General features: G+C 73.2%; 14 protein-coding genes. 8 read left to right on the plus strand and 6 right to left on the minus strand.

Annotation, left to right across the window (positions count from 1 at the left end):
* Positions 1-157 precede the first annotated feature (157 nt).
* Positions 158-472, plus strand: coding sequence for a response regulator transcription factor (locus tag ACZ6W9_RS09545; protein WP_389968872.1), 315 nt, complete (start codon positions 158-160; stop codon positions 470-472).
* A gap of 153 nt (positions 473-625) precedes the next feature.
* Here the strand turns inward: ACZ6W9_RS09545 and argG are convergent, their stop codons facing one another.
* Positions 626-2,074: an argininosuccinate synthase gene (gene argG, locus ACZ6W9_RS09550; RefSeq protein WP_470117206.1), complete on the minus strand. Its 1,449-nt coding sequence runs from the start codon at positions 2,072-2,074 to the stop codon at positions 626-628.
* Between the two features lie 283 nt (positions 2,075-2,357).
* Here argG and ACZ6W9_RS09555 point away from each other — a divergent pair, with 283 nt between their 5' ends.
* Together ACZ6W9_RS09555 and ACZ6W9_RS09560 are read left to right on the plus strand one after the other, a co-directional pair.
* Positions 2,358-2,585, plus strand: a complete 228-nt coding sequence (locus tag ACZ6W9_RS09555; protein ID WP_389968869.1) for a TetR-like C-terminal domain-containing protein — start codon at positions 2,358-2,360, stop codon at positions 2,583-2,585.
* Positions 2,586-2,690: 105 nt separating this feature from the next.
* Complete coding sequence (locus ACZ6W9_RS09560) at positions 2,691-3,539, plus strand: phosphotransferase (RefSeq protein WP_389968867.1); 849 nt, start codon at positions 2,691-2,693, stop codon at positions 3,537-3,539.
* 171 nt (positions 3,540-3,710) lie between these two features.
* Here the strand turns inward: ACZ6W9_RS09560 and ACZ6W9_RS09565 are convergent, their stop codons facing one another.
* A complete protein-coding gene (locus tag ACZ6W9_RS09565) occupies positions 3,711-4,343 on the minus strand; it encodes a response regulator (protein WP_389968865.1) in 633 nt (210 codons plus the stop codon).
* A complete protein-coding gene (locus tag ACZ6W9_RS09570) occupies positions 4,340-5,599 on the minus strand; it encodes a sensor histidine kinase (RefSeq protein ID WP_470117209.1) in 1,260 nt (419 codons plus the stop codon). The genes ACZ6W9_RS09565 and ACZ6W9_RS09570 overlap by 4 nt, the downstream gene beginning before the upstream one ends.
* 229 nt (positions 5,600-5,828) lie before the next feature.
* On the opposite strand from ACZ6W9_RS09570, the gene ACZ6W9_RS09575 reads away from it, so the two are divergent.
* Both ACZ6W9_RS09575 and ACZ6W9_RS09580 read left to right on the plus strand, forming a co-directional pair.
* The gene (locus tag ACZ6W9_RS09575) at positions 5,829-6,911 is read left to right on the plus strand and encodes an FtsX-like permease family protein (RefSeq protein ID WP_389968861.1); all 1,083 of its coding nucleotides are present in this window, start codon (positions 5,829-5,831) and stop codon (positions 6,909-6,911) included.
* A complete protein-coding gene (locus tag ACZ6W9_RS09580) occupies positions 6,908-7,582 on the plus strand; it encodes an ABC transporter ATP-binding protein (RefSeq protein WP_470117211.1) in 675 nt (224 codons plus the stop codon). The genes ACZ6W9_RS09575 and ACZ6W9_RS09580 overlap by 4 nt, the downstream gene beginning before the upstream one ends.
* A 16-nt stretch (positions 7,583-7,598) precedes the next feature.
* Here ACZ6W9_RS09580 and ACZ6W9_RS09585 read toward each other — a convergent pair whose 3' ends face one another.
* From ACZ6W9_RS09585 to ACZ6W9_RS09595, 3 genes are all read right to left on the minus strand, one after another.
* The gene (locus ACZ6W9_RS09585; RefSeq protein WP_470117213.1) at positions 7,599-8,795 is read right to left on the minus strand and encodes an NAD(P)/FAD-dependent oxidoreductase; all 1,197 of its coding nucleotides are present in this window, start codon (positions 8,793-8,795) and stop codon (positions 7,599-7,601) included.
* 120 nt (positions 8,796-8,915) lie between these two features.
* The gene (locus ACZ6W9_RS09590) at positions 8,916-9,860 is read right to left on the minus strand and encodes an RNA polymerase sigma-70 factor (protein ID WP_470117215.1); all 945 of its coding nucleotides are present in this window, start codon (positions 9,858-9,860) and stop codon (positions 8,916-8,918) included.
* Between the two features lie 49 nt (positions 9,861-9,909).
* Positions 9,910-10,869 carry an MBL fold metallo-hydrolase gene (locus ACZ6W9_RS09595; protein ID WP_470117217.1) on the minus strand — a complete coding sequence of 320 codons (960 nt, stop codon included), beginning with the start codon at positions 10,867-10,869 and terminating at the stop codon, positions 9,910-9,912.
* A 219-nt stretch (positions 10,870-11,088) separates the two neighbouring features.
* Between ACZ6W9_RS09595 and ACZ6W9_RS09600 the strand changes: the two genes are divergently transcribed.
* The 3 genes from ACZ6W9_RS09600 to ACZ6W9_RS09610 all read left to right on the plus strand — a co-directional run bounded on the left by ACZ6W9_RS09600 (position 11,089) and on the right by ACZ6W9_RS09610 (position 14,489).
* Positions 11,089-11,547 carry a helix-turn-helix transcriptional regulator gene (locus tag ACZ6W9_RS09600; RefSeq protein WP_470117569.1) on the plus strand — a complete coding sequence of 153 codons (459 nt, stop codon included), beginning with the start codon at positions 11,089-11,091 and terminating at the stop codon, positions 11,545-11,547.
* A 5-nt stretch (positions 11,548-11,552) separates the two neighbouring features.
* Positions 11,553-11,963, plus strand: coding sequence for a VOC family protein (locus tag ACZ6W9_RS09605; protein ID WP_389968852.1), 411 nt, complete (start codon positions 11,553-11,555; stop codon positions 11,961-11,963).
* Between the two features lie 135 nt (positions 11,964-12,098).
* Complete coding sequence (locus ACZ6W9_RS09610; protein WP_470117219.1) at positions 12,099-14,489, plus strand: ATP-binding cassette domain-containing protein; 2,391 nt, start codon at positions 12,099-12,101, stop codon at positions 14,487-14,489.
* Positions 14,490-14,535: the final 46 nt, after the last annotated feature.

Below are 14,535 nucleotides of genomic sequence, written 5' to 3' on the forward strand. Positions count from 1 at the left end.
TTCGCACTCGAAGGATCACGCGATGGCCGTTCTCATTTCACGGCGCCACGCCTGCTAGCTGGGGAAACTCATACACCACCTCCGTGGACGCAACCCCGCCCCGCCCCGCGACGCCCGGCCGGTGCGCGCAGGGCGTGTCCGGTTTCGTGCCGAAGACATGCGCCCCCGACGAACTGATCCGGGCGGTCCGCGCCGCCCACGCCGGACACGCCTACCTGTCACCGCCCGTGGCCCGTCAGGTCCTCGACACGGCGGTGCCGGGCGACGACGTGCGCCGGCCGCCCTCACCGCGCGCGAAGCCGACATCCTCGCCCCGGTGGCGCAGGGGCTGTCCAGCGCCCAGGTGGCTCGGCGCGTCCACATGACCGAGGCCGGCGTCAAGACCTACGTCAGCCGCATCCTCACCAGACTGGACTGCGCGAACCGGGTGCAGGCGGCCTTGCTGCTGCACGACGCGCCGCTCCCGTCCTGATACGGGGAAACCGCCGGGTCGTCGGTTCTCCGGATGAAGACCCGGCACATGACCCGGTGCGGACGCCTCCCCGTTTGCTCCATCAAGCCGAGGAATCCCCTGATCGTGAAGGCGGCCTCCCGGATCGGGAGACCGCCTTCACGTGGTGGCCGGTCAGTCGGTGCCGGACTCCATCGCGGCCTGGTCGAGCAGCACCTCGTCGGCGGGGGCCTCGCCGCGGGAGGCGATCGCCTCGGCGCCGCCCTCGGACATCGCGCCGATCAGCCCGGTCGAGGCGGCCTGCGCGGCGCCGATCAGCTGCGGGTGGCCGCTGCCGACCATGCCGAGCCGGGCGTACTGCTCCAGCTTGGCGCGGGAGTCGGCGATGTCGAGGTTGCGCATGGTCAGCTGGCCGATGCGGTCGACCGGGCCGAAGGCGGAGTCCGCGGTCCGCTCCATCGACAGCTTGTCCGGGTGGTAGCTGAACGCCGGTCCGGAGGTGTCGAGGATCGAGTAGTCGTCGCCGCGGCGCAGCCGCAGGGTCACCTCGCCGGTGATCGCCGTGCCGACCCAGCGCTGCAGCGACTCCCGCAGCATCAGCGCCTGCGGGTCCAGCCAGCGGCCCTCGTACATCAGCCTGCCCAGCCGCCGACCCTCGTTGTGGTAGCTGGCGAGGGTGTCCTCGTTGTGGATCGCGTTGACCAGCCGCTCGTAGGCGGCGAACAGCAGCGCCATCCCCGGCGCCTCGTAGACGCCCCGGCTCTTGGCCTCGATGACCCGGTTCTCGATCTGGTCGGACATGCCCATGCCGTGCCGGCCGCCGATGGCGTTGGCCTCCAGCACCAGGTCGACGGGGGAGGCGAACTCCTTGCCGTTGATCGTCACCGGGCGGCCCTGCTCGAAACCGATCGTGACGTCCTCGACGGGGATCTCGACGGACAGGTCCCAGAACCGGACGCCCATGATCGGGTCGACGATCTCGATGCCCGCGTCGAGGTGTTCCAGCGCCTTGGCCTCGTGGGTCGCGCCCCAGATGTTGGCGTCGGTGGAGTACGCCTTCTCGGTGCTGTCGCGGTAGGGCAGGTCGTGGGCGAGCAGCCACTCCGACATCTCCTTGCGGCCGCCGAGCTCGGTGACGAAGTCGGCGTCCAGCCACGGCTTGTAGATCCGCAGGGAAGGGTTGGCCAGCAGGCCGTAGCGGTAGAACCGCTCGATGTCGTTGCCCTTGAAGGTGGAGCCGTCGCCCCAGATCTGCACGCCGTCCTCGAGCATGGCGCGCACCAGCAGGGTGCCGGTGACGGCCCGGCCGAGCGGGGTGGTGTTGAAGTAGACGCGGCCGCCGGAGCGGATGTGGAACGCCCCGCAGGCCAGGGCCGCGAGGCCCTCCTCCACGAGGGCGGCCCGGCAGTCGACCAGCCGGGCGATCTCCGCGCCGTACGCGGTGGCGCGCCCGGGCACCGAGGCGATGTCGGGTTCGTCGTACTGGCCGATCTCAGCGGTGTAGGTGCATGGCACCGCACCCTTCTCGCGCATCCACGCGACCGCAACAGAGGTGTCGAGGCCGCCGGAGAAGGCGATCCCGACCCGTTCACCGACAGGCAGAGAAGTGAGCACCTTGGACACGAGTAGAAGTATATACATAGCACTGCATGACTATGCAAGCGGAGGAGGCGGGCGCGTGTCCGGCGTCCCCGCCGGGGACGTACGCCACGCCCCGGCGCCCCGGCCGGCACGCTCTCCGTCCCGCGGGAAGATCATCCGGGCGCCCTGCGGCTGAGGTGCTCCCAGGCGCGGTACTTCGCCGCCCGGTCCTGGAGGTCCTGCTGCACCATGTCGTAGGACGCGGCGCCGACGATGAGACGACCCCGCCCTGACCGCCCTCTACCTCGAGAAGCTGGCCGGTCCGGTGGACGAGGCCAAGAAGGCCCGGCTGCGCGGTGCGCAGCGCGCCGGGCAGCTCGCCGCCGACGCCGACCCCGACCTGGCGCTCGAACTGCTGTACGCCCCCCTCTACCAGCGCTGGCTGCTGCGTTCCGGCCCGCTCACGGCGCAGTACGCCGACACCCTCGTCGACGCCTTCCTCAAGGCCATGGGGCCGGACACCGACCGCGGCACCGCCGCCCCCCGCGGCTGAACCGCTGCGGAACGGGCCCTCCCGGGCACCGGAGGCGGGCCCTGCCCCAGGAGGACCGCCGGAGCGGATCTCATGCCGGGGGACTCCGGGAGGACAATGATCCTCATGCATCCCGTCACGTACGCCGAACCGGCCGAGTCCCAGCCCGAGATACCCCTGGTCGGCGGGGACGTCACCGAGGGGGTGGTGCGCGTCGGCGACACGGTCCGACGCCCGGTCGGGCCCAACGCCCCGCTCGTCCACGCGCTGCTGCGCCACCTGGAGGAGGTCGGGTTCGCGGGCGCCCCGCGGTTCCTCGGCATCGACGCGGCCGGGCGCGAGGTGCTGACCTTCGTCCCCGGTGAGGTCGCCGGACGCCCCAGGCCGGAGTGGGTCGCCGACGAGGAGCGGCTGGTCTCCGTCGGGCGCCTGGTGCGCGCCTACGACGAGGCCGTCGCGGGCTTCTCCGTCCCCGAGGGGGTGCGTCCGGGCGCCGGGATCTCGGAGGCGCCGGGCATGCCGCCCGCGCCGCCCTACCCGGCCGAGCTGGTCGGGCACATGGACTACACGCCGGACAACATCGTCTTCCGGGACGGCCGGGCGGCCGCACTGATCGACTTCGACCTGGCCAAACCGGTCGCCCGGGTGGAGGAGCCGCTGAACGCGATGCTGTACTGGGCTCCGCTGGGCGATCCCGCCGACGCCGGCCCGCCGCTGCGCGGGGTGGACGTGCCGCGCCGCTGCCGGATCCTCGCCGACGCCTACGGGATGTCGGAGACCGACCGCTCCCGCCTCGTCGAGGTGGCCGTGCTGCGCGCGCGGCGGTCGTGGTTCTCGATGAAGAGACTCGCCGAGGAACGGGGCGGCGGCTGGGCGAGGATGTGGGACGAAGGCGTCGGCGACCAGATCAAACGCCGGGAGGCCTGGCTGGAACGCAACGGCGCGGCCCTCGAAGCGGCGTTGACCGCGCCCTGACCTCGCCTCCGGCTCCGGCCGGGCGTGGAGGAGCCGGAACGGCTCGGGCGTCGGGCCGGGAGCGGGCAGGCCGGGATCAGACGGATCCGGAAGCCGGCAGGCCGCGGTCAGGCGGGGCAGAGATCAGGACGGGCCAGGTTCGGACAGGGCCGGGTTCAGGCCGGGCCGGGATCAGGCGGGGCGGATGAGGCCGCGCCTGGTGGCCGCGGCCACCGCGGCGGTGCGCGAGTCGACGCCGAGCTTGGCGTAGACGCGCACCAGGTGCGTCTTGACCGTGGTCTCGCTGAGGAACAGCCGCCTGCTGATCTCCCGGTTCGACAGGCCCTCGGCGACCCGGGTGAGCACCTCCAGCTCGCGGGGGCTCAGGGTGGTGTCCGGGGTGCGCATCCGGCCCAGCAGACGGGAGGCGACGCTGGGCGCCAGGGCGCTGCCGCCGGCGGCGGCCGAGCGGATCGCCGCGTGCAGCTCGTGCCGGGGAGCGTCCTTGAGGAGGTAGCCGGTCGCGCCGGCGTCGACGGCGGCCAGGATGTCGGCGTCGGTGTCGAAGGTGGTCAGCACCAGCACGCGCGGGCCGCCCGCCGCGACGATGCGGCGGGTGGCCTCGCTGCCGTGCATGCCGGGCCCGAGCCGCAGGTCCATCAGCACCACGTCCGGGGACAGGCGGCGGGCCATCTCGACGGCCTCCTCCCCGGTGGCGGCCTGGCCCGCCAGCTCGAAGTCGTCCTGGCCGGTCAGCATGGCGCACAGCCCGGAGCGGACCACCGGGTGGTCGTCCACCAGCAGGATCCGGATCACCGCCGTCATGGCGCGCTCCCGGACGGCAGCGGCAGTGCCGCCGCGATCGCGGTTCCCTCGCCGGGGACGGACTCCACGGTCAGGGCGCCGCCCAGCGCGGTGACGCGGTCGCGCATCGCGCGCAGACCGAAGCCGGTCCCGCGGCCGGTTCCGCGGCCGGCGCCATCATCACCGGTTCCGTCCTCGCGGGCGCCGTCCTCATGGAAACGGGCGGGCGGGCCGGGGGCGAAGCCGCGGCCGTCGTCGACGACGTCGAGCACGACCGTGTCGTCGAGGTAGGTGAGGGTGACCGCGGCGTGCCGGGCGGCGGCGTGCCGGCTGACGTTGCCGAGAGCGCCCTGGGCGATGCGCAGCAGCACCTGGTCGTAGTCGGCCGGCAGCGGCAGCGGGACGCCCGACACCTCGAAGCGCACCTCGGTGCCGGTGCCGGCCACCGCCGCGTCGCTGATGCGGCGCAGCGCCGCGGTGAGCGAGGAGTGCTGCAGGGCGGGCGGCGCCAGGGCCCGCACGAAGTTGCGCGCCTCCTCCAGGTTGTCCTGGGCGGCGCGTTCGGCCTCGTCGACGCGCGTCCCGGCCAGTTCCGGGTCGCGGGCCAGGTCGGCGCGGGCGGCGCGCAGCAGCAGGATGATGCTGGACATCCCCTGGGCCAGGGTGTCGTGGATCTCCCGGGCCAGGCGTTCCCGTTCGGCCAGGCGGGCGCCTTCGCGTTCGGCCTCGACGAGCCTGTCCCGGGTGCGCACCAGGTCGTCGATCAGCCTGCGCCGCTGCTCGCTCTCGGCGTGCAGGGCCTTGTAGACCAGGCCCATCAGCGTGGCGACGGCCGCGCCGACGACCGGGCCGACCACCTGGGCCCCGGTCAGGCCCCCGGTGTGCCAGCCGGTCGCGGCGACGGCGGCGGCGGTCAGCACGGCCACGCCGGGCAGGGCGACCGGCGGCGGCAGCAGGTGCAGGTGGGCGAAGAACAGCGGGAAGGCCAGCCAGACGTACTGCGGGGCCGCCAGCGCCAGCCCGGCCCAGCCGAGGGTGATCGCCACGAGCCAGATCCGGCCCAGCAGCAGGTGCGCGCGGCCGCCGAAGCGCGGCAGCCGTCCCTCGATGACGATCCCCGCCGCGTACAGCACGCCCAGCGGTACGCCGGCCGCGGCCAGGGGTGCGTGGCCGCGGCGGAGCAGGCCGATCAGCGCGACGGCCAGCAGGGCCGCGAAGGTGCCGTGGACGGTCCACCGCAGCAGCCGCAGCGCCGGAGGAAACGGATAGTTCATCATTTCTCGCTCAGAGTAGGCGAAAAATTCCATCCGTCGCGTCGTCCGAAAGGTGTACCCCGGGTCACCGTACGGGCGATCCCGGGCGGGCCGCGGGCACGACGCGCCGGGCGGGCCGGATCCCGGACGCTGGGAGAAGCCCCGGTGCCCGGCCTTCGGACACCGGGAAGAGCCCGGACTCCGGGCGCCGGGAGAAGCCCGGACCATCGACAACCGACCGGGGGGATGCGCCGTGTTCGTGGCGCTCAGAGACCTGCGTTTCGCCAAGGGGCGGTTCGCCCTCATGGGGACCGTCGTCGTACTCATCACGCTGCTGGTGACCATGCTGTCCGGACTGACCGCCGGCCTGGCCCGCGAGAACGTCTCCGCGATCGAGGACCTGCCGGCCGACCACATCGTCTTCGCCGGCGGCGGCGACCCCTCCTTCGCCGACAGCCGGATCGGCGAGGGCGCCTGGCGCGGCTGGCGGGACCTCGACGGTGTCCGGGCCGAACGCCTGGGCGTGTCCATGGCCCGCCTGACCCGCGGCGACCGGGGCGACCGCGGCGCCGCCGCGGCCGTCTTCGCCGTACAGCCCGGGGGGAGCCTCGCCCCCCGATCACTGCGCCCCGGCACGGTGGTGCTGTCGGAGGCCCTGGCCGGCGAGGGCGACCCGTCCATGGGGGAGGCGGGGGACACGGTGCGGCTGCTCGGGAAGGACCTCACCGTCGCCGGAACCACCGGTCCGGTCTCCTACAGCCACGCCCCGGTCGCCTGGATCGCCATCGAGGACTGGACCGCCGGGGTGCGGGGCCAGACCGGCCCCGACACCGCGGCGACCGTCCTGGCCCTGCGCACCGGCGGCCGGGCCGATCTCGCCGCGGCCGACGCCCGGCTCGGCACCGTCACCGTCCCGCTGGCCGACGCACCGGCCGCGATCGGCTCGTACACCTCGGAGAACGGCTCGCTGCAGTTGATGCGCGGCCTGCTGTTCGCCATCTCCGCCCTGGTCATCGGCGCCTTCTTCACCGTGTGGACCATCCAGCGGCGCGGTGACGTCGCCGTGCTCAAGGCGCTGGGCGCCGGCACCGGTTACCTGCTGCGTGACGCGCTCGCCCAGGCCGTCATCGTGCTGCTGCTCGGCGCCGGTCTCGGCGGCCTGCTCGGCGCCGCCCTCGGCGCGCTGGCCGCGGGCACCGTGCCCTTCGTGCTGTCCGCCGCCACCACGGTCGTCCCCGTGGCCGTGATGGTCCTCCTCGGCGCCGCCGGCGCGGCCCTGGCCATCCGCAAGATCACCTCCGTCGACCCGCTGACCGCCCTGGGAGCCTCCCGATGACCCTCAAGCTCACCGACGTCGTCCTGACCTACCCCGACGGCGACCGTGTCCTCACCGCCCTGGACCACGTCGACCTGGCGGTCGCACCCGGCGAGTTCACCGCGGTCGTCGGCCCGTCCGGTTCGGGGAAGTCCAGCCTGCTGGCCGTCGCCGCCACGCTCATCCGTCCCGCCTCCGGCACCGTGTCGGTGGCCGGGACGGACGTCACCGACGCCGGCCAGGCCGCCAGGACCCGGATCCGCCGCGACCACGTCGGGATCGTCTTCCAGCAGCCCAACCTGCTTCCAGCGCTGACCGCGCTCGACCAGCTCCTGGTCATGGCCCACCTCACGGGCGCCAGGCCCGCCGCCGCGGTCCCGCGGGCCCGCGAGCTCCTGCACGCCGTCGGCCTGGACGGCAAGGAGGGCAGGCGGCCCCACCAGCTGTCCGGCGGCGAGCGCCAGCGGGTCAACATCGCCCGCGCCCTGATGAACGCCCCCGGCGTCCTGCTGGTGGACGAGCCCACCAGCGCCCTCGACCACCAGCGCGGCGAGCGGATCGTCACCCTGCTGGCCGGGCTCACCAGGGACAACGGCCTGGCGACCGTGATGGTCACCCACGACGCCTCGGCCCTGTCCCTGGTCGACACCGTCCTGACCATGACCGACGGCAGGCTCACCGGCGGCCGGTGACCGCGCCGGCGCCGGTCTACGCCGTGGCCTTGGCGGCCTCGCCCGCCGCGGTCCGCCCCCGCGTGACGGGGCGGCGCCGGCCCGGCAGCCCGAACGTCGGGTTGGCGACCGCCCAGGCGGCCCCCTTGCAGACCAGCTCCTTGTAGACGGCGGCGAGCCGTCCGGTCAGCGCCGCCCGCACGGCGCGGTCGTCGGCGGTGACGTACTGGATCAGGCCGTCCCCGCGGCCCAGCGAGATGCACTGGTTGAAGTAGCGGATCGGCACGTCCGGGAGCTTCCCGGCGGTCAGGCGCGCCGCGATCGCGTCGGCGGCCTGCAACGCGGCCGGAGCGCCCGAGGCGCACGACATCCGCAACGGCTTGTCCCCCGGGCCCATCGCCATGGCCGCGTCGCCGACGGCGTACACGTCCGGGTGCGAGACCGAGCGCATGGTCGCGTCGACCACGATCTGACCGGTGCCGGTGACCTCCAGGGTGGTGGCCTTCGCGATCGGGTGGACCGCGAAGCCGGTGGTCCACACGGTGACCGCGGCCGGGATGGTCCCGCCGCCGGCGGTGACGACGCGGCCGGCCTCGACGCGGGCGACGTCGGTGTGCTCGTGCACGGTGATCCCGAGCCTGCCGAAGACCTTCCGCAGGTGCTCGCGCCCCTTGGGGGAGAGCCAGTCGCCGAGGCCGTCGCGGGCGGCGAGGGCCACCTCGAGGTCCGGGCGGGCCTCCGCGATCTCGGTGGCGGCCTCCAGGCCGGTGAGGCCGCCGCCGACGACGAGCACGGTCCGCCCGGCGGCGAGACGGGCCAGGCGCTCGCGCAGCCGGAGCGCCCCGGGACGGCCGGCGATCTCGTGGGCGTGCTCGGCGACCCCGGGGACGCCCTGGGCGTTCCAGGCGCTGCCGAGGGCGTAGACGAGCGTGTCGTAGGCGAGTTCGGCGGCGCCGTCGGTGCCGGTGACGGAGACGGTCCGGCGGTCGGCGTCGACGCCGGTGACCTTCGCGATCCTCAGCTCGACGCCGGTGCCCGCGAACATCTCGCCGAGCGGCCTGGGGGTGAGGTCCTGGCCGGCCGCCAGCTGGTGCATGCGGACGCGTTCCACGAAGTCGGGCTCGGCGTTGACGAGGGTGATGGCGACGTCCTCGCGGCGCAGCCGCCTGGCGAGGCGGCCGGCGGCGATGGCTCCGCTGTATCCGGCTCCGAGGACGAGGATGCGGTGCTGCATTTCCTTCTCCTGTCGTGTACGGCTTCCGCCGGCGTACGGTTTCGCCCCTTGAACCGGGCGGCCCGCCGTTTCCTGACAGGGACGCGGTGTGAAGCACCTCACACCGCGTTCAGCGGCGGATCAGAAGACGTGGAACAGGGGCTCTCCGTGGTCGGCGGCCGCCCAGCGCGCGGTCGCGCGTTCGAGCTTGTCGGGGTTGACCTGGTTGCGGACCGCGACGACGCCCCCGGCGGTGACCTCCAGGCACATGACGCCGACGACCCGGCCGTCCACGACGGCCACGGCGGCGGGCTCGCCGTTGGCGGTCCAGGCGTAGACCCCGGGCGAGCCGCCGGCCAGGGCGCGCTTGGCCCCGCCGGGTTTGAACAGGCCCCGCAGGAACCTCGCGACCGCGGTGACGCCCTCGAACGCTCCGGCGCGGGCCGGGATCTTGCCGCCGCCGTCGCCGATCGCGATGACGTCCCCGGTGAGCAGGCGCACGAGCGGCTCGGTCCGGCCGCTGGCGGCGGCCGCGAGGAACTCCTCGACGATCCGCCGGGTGGCGGCCTCGTCGATCTCGGTGCGGGCCCTGCCGTCGGCGACGTGCTTCTTGGCGCGGTGGAGGATCTGCTGGCTGGCGGCCTCGGTGACGCCGAGGATCTCGGCGATCTCCCGGTGCGGGTAGCCGAACGCCTCCCGCAGCACGTACACCGCCCGCTCGGCGGGGGAGAGGCGCTCCATGAGGACGAGGACCGCGTAGGAGACCGACTCGCGCTGCTCGGCGGTCTCGGCCGGGCCGAGCATCGGGTCCCCGTCGAGCAGAGGCTCGGGCAGCCACTGGCCCACGTAGGTCTCGCGGCGCGCCCGCGCTGAGGAGAGCTGGTTGAGGCACAGGTTGGTGAGGACCTTCGTCAGCCACGCCTCGGGGACCTCGACGCGGTCGACGTCGGCGGCCTGCCAGCGCAGGAACGTCTCCTGCACGACGTCCTCGGCCTCCGCGGCGGAGCCGAGGAGGCGGTAGGCGATGGCCTCCAGGCGCGGCCTGGACGTCTCGAACCGGTCGACGTCGTTCGCGGTCAGGGGCATGACCCGATCCTAGAGCGGTCGCGCGCGGACCGGACTCGGTCGGGGCGGCTCAGGCGCGCCCGGTCTCCCGGTCGGTGGCGATGCGGCCGCGGAGCATCTCCTCCATCACGTCCATGAACCGCTGCGCCCTGGAACGGCCGATGACGAACGGGTTCTCCGGGTCCGCGGACCCGGCGCGGAGCCGCTCCATGCGCACCAGGCCCTGGTCGCAGGCCCCGTGGTTGTTCAGCTCGACGTCCACTCCCGCTCGCCTCATGTGGGAGGCGAACCTCCGCACCGAGGACAGCAGGGCACGCTTTCCCGTCGTGTCTGCGGGAGGGTTGGTCCCGCCCCACAGCATCGCGGTGTGCCGCCTCCCCCTCCACCGCACGGGGAAGATCGCCGAGACGGTCCCGGGGGTGTGGCCGGGGGTGCGGTGGAACACCACCGTCGTGCCGCCGAGGGTCAGCCGCTGTCCGTCGGAGATGTCCAGGTAACTCCCGTGGGCGGGGGAGGATGCGGCGGCGATCTTCCAGTCGGCCCGGTTCATCATGACCCTGGCCCCGTACCGTTCGGCGAGGTGGCGGGCGCCGCCGAAATGGTCGTCGTGGCCGTGGGCGGCCACCACGTACCGGATCTCCGCCGGGTCCACGCCCACCGCGCGCAGCCCGGGGACGAGGACCTTCTCGGCCTCCTCCGGCGACCCGAGCGCGTCGATCAGGATCACGCCTTCGGACGTCAGGATCGCCGTGACCGAGACGAAGCCGGTCGTCACCACCGCCACGTCGTCGAAGATCCTGAGCGGTTCGACGGGGTCCGGGGACGGCGGCACGGCGCCCGGGGAGAGCGCTCTGACGATGTTCCGCAGGATCGGGTCGTCACCCGCCAGCCTGGCCGCGCGGTCGTAGTGGGACCGCGCGCTCTCCGGCGCGGCGGCGGACGCCCGGGCCTCCGGGCCCGCCAGCGGCACGATGGCCGTGGCGGCCAGCACGGCGCGGCGGGACAGGCCGGAAGGAGGTTCGAAGGACATTCGGTGGCACCTGCTCTCACTCTCCCCGCGGTCGTACGGGACCATCGGGGCCGGACGTCGGCGCCGTCCAGCAGACCAGAGCCGATCTTGGGATGTCCAATATCGATCTTGCCCGCGCATCGATAGGGGAGCCGATATCGATGCGGGCCGGACGGTACGCGCGTGTCCTTCCCGGCCCCCGCGACGGCTCCCGCCGTACTGTCGGTGGCGGGCCGTACGATTTCCGGTGTGACCGGCAGATCCTCCGCGGTGCAGCGACTGCGCGACCTCGCGCGGCTGCGGCGCGTCCGCGACCGGATCGACCGGGAGTACGCGCAGCCGCTGGACGTCGAGGCGCTCGCCCGCGGCGCGAGCATGTCGGCCGGGCACCTCAGCCGCGAGTTCAAGCTCGCCTACGGCGAGTCCCCGTACAGTTACCTGATGACGCGGCGCATCGAGCGCGCCATGACGCTGCTGCGCCGCGGCGACCTCAGCGTCACCGAGGTCTGCTTCGCCGTCGGCTGCTCCTCGCTCGGCACCTTCAGCACCCGCTTCACCGAACTGGTCGGCATCTCGCCCGGCGCCTACCGCCGCCACGCGGCGGACGCGACCGCGGGGATGCCGTCATGCGTGGCCAAACAGGTGACCAGACCGGTCAGGAATCGAGAAGTGCCGGTCGCGGAGCCGCGGATAGGGTGACCGGCATGGACATCGCCATCCACACGGTCTTCCTGCCGCACGACGATCCGGACGCCTCCCTGGCCTTCTACCGTGACGTCCTCGGCTTCGAGGTCCGCGACGACGTCGGCTACGGCGGGATGCGCTGGATCACGGTCGTTCCCCCCGGGCGGCCCGGAACGTCCATCGTCCTGTACCCGCCGGCCGCCGACCCCGGCGTCACCGCGGACGAGCGCCGCGTCATCGCCGAGATGATGGCCAAGGGCACCTACGCCACCATCGTCCTGTCCACCGAGGACCTCGACGGAGTCTTCGAGCGGCTCCGGGCCGGTGACGCCGAGGTCGTCCAGGAACCGGCCGAGCAGCCGTACGGTGTCCGCGACTGCGCCTTCCGCGACCCCGCGGGCAACCTGGTCCGCATCAACGAGACGCGCTGAACGCCCGGCCGGGAAGCCGCGCGCCACCGGAAGGAGACCGGAAATGTCGCCCGCACCTGGTTGGATCATCCAGGGCGACGCCGGCGCAGGCCGAAGGCGGGCCCGACCATCCCCCGCAACGAACGGAGACACCGCATGGCCCCGAGGACGAACCCGCAGTCGCCCTCGTCGCACCTCGCCGACAGCCACGACCTGATCCGCGTCCAGGGCGCACGGGAGAACAACCTCAAGGACGTCAGCGTCGAGATCCCCAAGCGCAGGCTCACGGTGTTCACCGGCGTCTCCGGCTCGGGCAAGAGCTCGCTGGTGTTCGGCACGATCGCCGCAGAGTCGCAGCGGCTGATCAACGAGACCTACAGCGCCTTCGTGCAGGGCTTCATGCCGACGCTGGCGCGGCCGGAGGTCGACGTGCTGGAGGGGCTGACCACGGCGATCATCGTCGACCAGGAGCGGATGGGCGCCAACTCCCGCTCCACCGTCGGCACCGCCACCGACGCCAACGCGATGCTGCGGATCCTCTTCAGCCGGCTCGGCGAGCCGAGCGCCGGGCCGTCGTTCCACTACAGCTTCAACGAGCCCGCCGGAGCCTGCCCCCGCTGTGAGGGCATGGGCAGGATCAACGACATCGACCTGACCCAGCTCTACGACGACGGCAAGTCGCTCAACGAGGGCGCGCTCACGATCCCCGGCTACAGCATGGACGGCTGGTACGGCCGCATCTTCGCCGGCTGCGGCTTCTTCGACCCCGACAAGCCGATCCGCGAGTTCACCGAGACCGAGCTCCACGACCTGCTCCACCGGGAACCGACCAAGATCAAGGTCGAGGGCATCAACCTGACCTACGAGGGTCTGATCCCGCGTATCCGCAAGTCGTTCCTGTCCAAGGACAAGGAGGCGCTGCAGCCGCACATCCGGGCGTTCGTGGAGCGGGCGGTCACCTTCACCGCCTGCCCCGAGTGCGGCGGCAGCCGGCTCAACGAGGCCGCCCGCTCCTCACGGATCAAGGGCGTCAACATCGCCGACGCCTGCGCGATGCAGATCAGCGACCTGGCCGGATGGATCCGCGGCCTCGACGCGCCGTCGGTGGCGCCGCTGCTGGCCACGTTGCAGCAGACCCTCGACTCGTTCGTGGAGATCGGGCTGGGCTACCTCTCGCTCGACCGGCCGTCGGGCACCCTGTCGGGCGGCGAGGCGCAGCGCACCAAGATGATCCGCCACCTCGGCTCCTCCCTCACCGACGTCACCTACGTCTTCGACGAGCCCACCACGGGCCTGCACCCCCACGACATCCAGCGGATGAACGACCTGCTGCTGCGGCTGCGCGACAAGGGCAACACGGTGCTCGTCGTGGAGCACAAGCCGGAGACGATCGCGATCGCCGACCACGTCGTCGACCTCGGCCCCGGCGCCGGTACGGCGGGCGGCGCCGTCTGCTTCGAGGGCACCGTCGAGGGGCTGCGGGCCGGCGGCACCCTCACCGGCCGCCACTTCGACGACCGGGCCGCCCTCAAGGAGACGGTGCGGACGCCGACCGGGAAGCTGGAGATCCGCGGCGCGACGGCGCACAACCTGCGGGACGTCGACGTCGACGTCCCGCTCGGGGTGCTCGTCGTCGTCACGGGCGTCGCCGGCTCCGGCAAGAGCTCGCTCGTGCACGGGTCGATCCCGGCCGGCGCGGGCGTCGTGTCGGTCGACCAGGGCGCGATCCGCGGGTCGCGGCGGAGCAACCCGGCGACCTACACCGGGCTGCTCGACCCGATCCGCAAGGCGTTCGCGAAGGCCAACGGTGTGAAGCCGGCGTTGTTCAGCGCCAACTCCGAGGGCGCCTGCCCCAACTGCAACGGCGCCGGCGTCATCTACACCGACCTGGCGATGATGGCCGGCGTCGCCACCGTCTGCGAGGAGTGCGGGGGCAAGCGGTTCCAGGCGTCGGTGCTGGAGTACCGCTTCGGCGGCCGTGACATCAGCGAGGTGCTCGCGATGCCGGTGACCGAGGCCGAGGAGTTCTTCCGCGCCGGCGAGGCGCGCACGCCGGCCGCGCACGCCATCCTCGCCCGGCTCGCCGACGTCGGGCTCGGCTACCTCAGCCTCGGCCAGCCGCTCACCACCCTGTCCGGCGGCGAGCGGCAGCGGCTCAAGCTGGCCACCCACATGGCCGAGAAGGGCGGCGTGAGTTCGCCGACTGCGTCGGCTTCGACACACTCAATCGGCTCGGGAGCACGAGCAAGCTCGCGCTCCTCTCGCCTCAATCGCGTGTACGTCCTCGACGAGCCGACCACCGGCCTGCACCTCGCCGACGTCGAGCAGCTGCTCGGCCTGCTGGACCGGCTCGTCGACTCCGGCAAGTCGGTCATCGTCATCGAGCACCACCAGGCGGTCATGGCGCACGCCGACTGGATCATCGACCTCGGTCCCGGCGCCGGCCACGACGGCGGCCGGATCGTCTTCGAGGGCACGCCCGCCGACCTCGTCGCCGCCCGCTCCACCCTCACCGGCGAGCACCTCGCGGCCTACGTCGGCGCCTGACCGGAGCCGCCGGGGCCACCAGAGTCGCCGGGGCCGCCGGGCCCGT

This window comes from Streptosporangium sp. NPDC053982 (assembly GCF_055585205.1).

Coding starts and splice junctions, on each gene's coding strand:
- ACZ6W9_RS09570 (WP_470117209.1), bottom strand. CDS start 5,599: ATGATGAACTATCCGTTTCCTCCGGCGCTGCGGCTGCTGCGGTGGACC.
- ACZ6W9_RS09585 (WP_470117213.1), bottom strand. CDS start 8,795: ATGCAGCACCGCATCCTCGTCCTCGGAGCCGGATACAGCGGAGCCATC.
- ACZ6W9_RS09590 (WP_470117215.1), bottom strand. CDS start 9,860: ATGCCCCTGACCGCGAACGACGTCGACCGGTTCGAGACGTCCAGGCCG.
- ACZ6W9_RS09545 (WP_389968872.1), top strand. CDS start 158: ATGCGCCCCCGACGAACTGATCCGGGCGGTCCGCGCCGCCCACGCCGG.
- ACZ6W9_RS09610 (WP_470117219.1), top strand. CDS start 12,099: ATGGCCCCGAGGACGAACCCGCAGTCGCCCTCGTCGCACCTCGCCGAC.
- ACZ6W9_RS09560 (WP_389968867.1), top strand. CDS start 2,691: ATGCATCCCGTCACGTACGCCGAACCGGCCGAGTCCCAGCCCGAGATA.
- ACZ6W9_RS09565 (WP_389968865.1), bottom strand. CDS start 4,343: ATGACGGCGGTGATCCGGATCCTGCTGGTGGACGACCACCCGGTGGTC.
- ACZ6W9_RS09580 (WP_470117211.1), top strand. CDS start 6,908: ATGACCCTCAAGCTCACCGACGTCGTCCTGACCTACCCCGACGGCGAC.
- ACZ6W9_RS09595 (WP_470117217.1), bottom strand. CDS start 10,869: ATGTCCTTCGAACCTCCTTCCGGCCTGTCCCGCCGCGCCGTGCTGGCC.
- ACZ6W9_RS09605 (WP_389968852.1), top strand. CDS start 11,553: ATGGACATCGCCATCCACACGGTCTTCCTGCCGCACGACGATCCGGAC.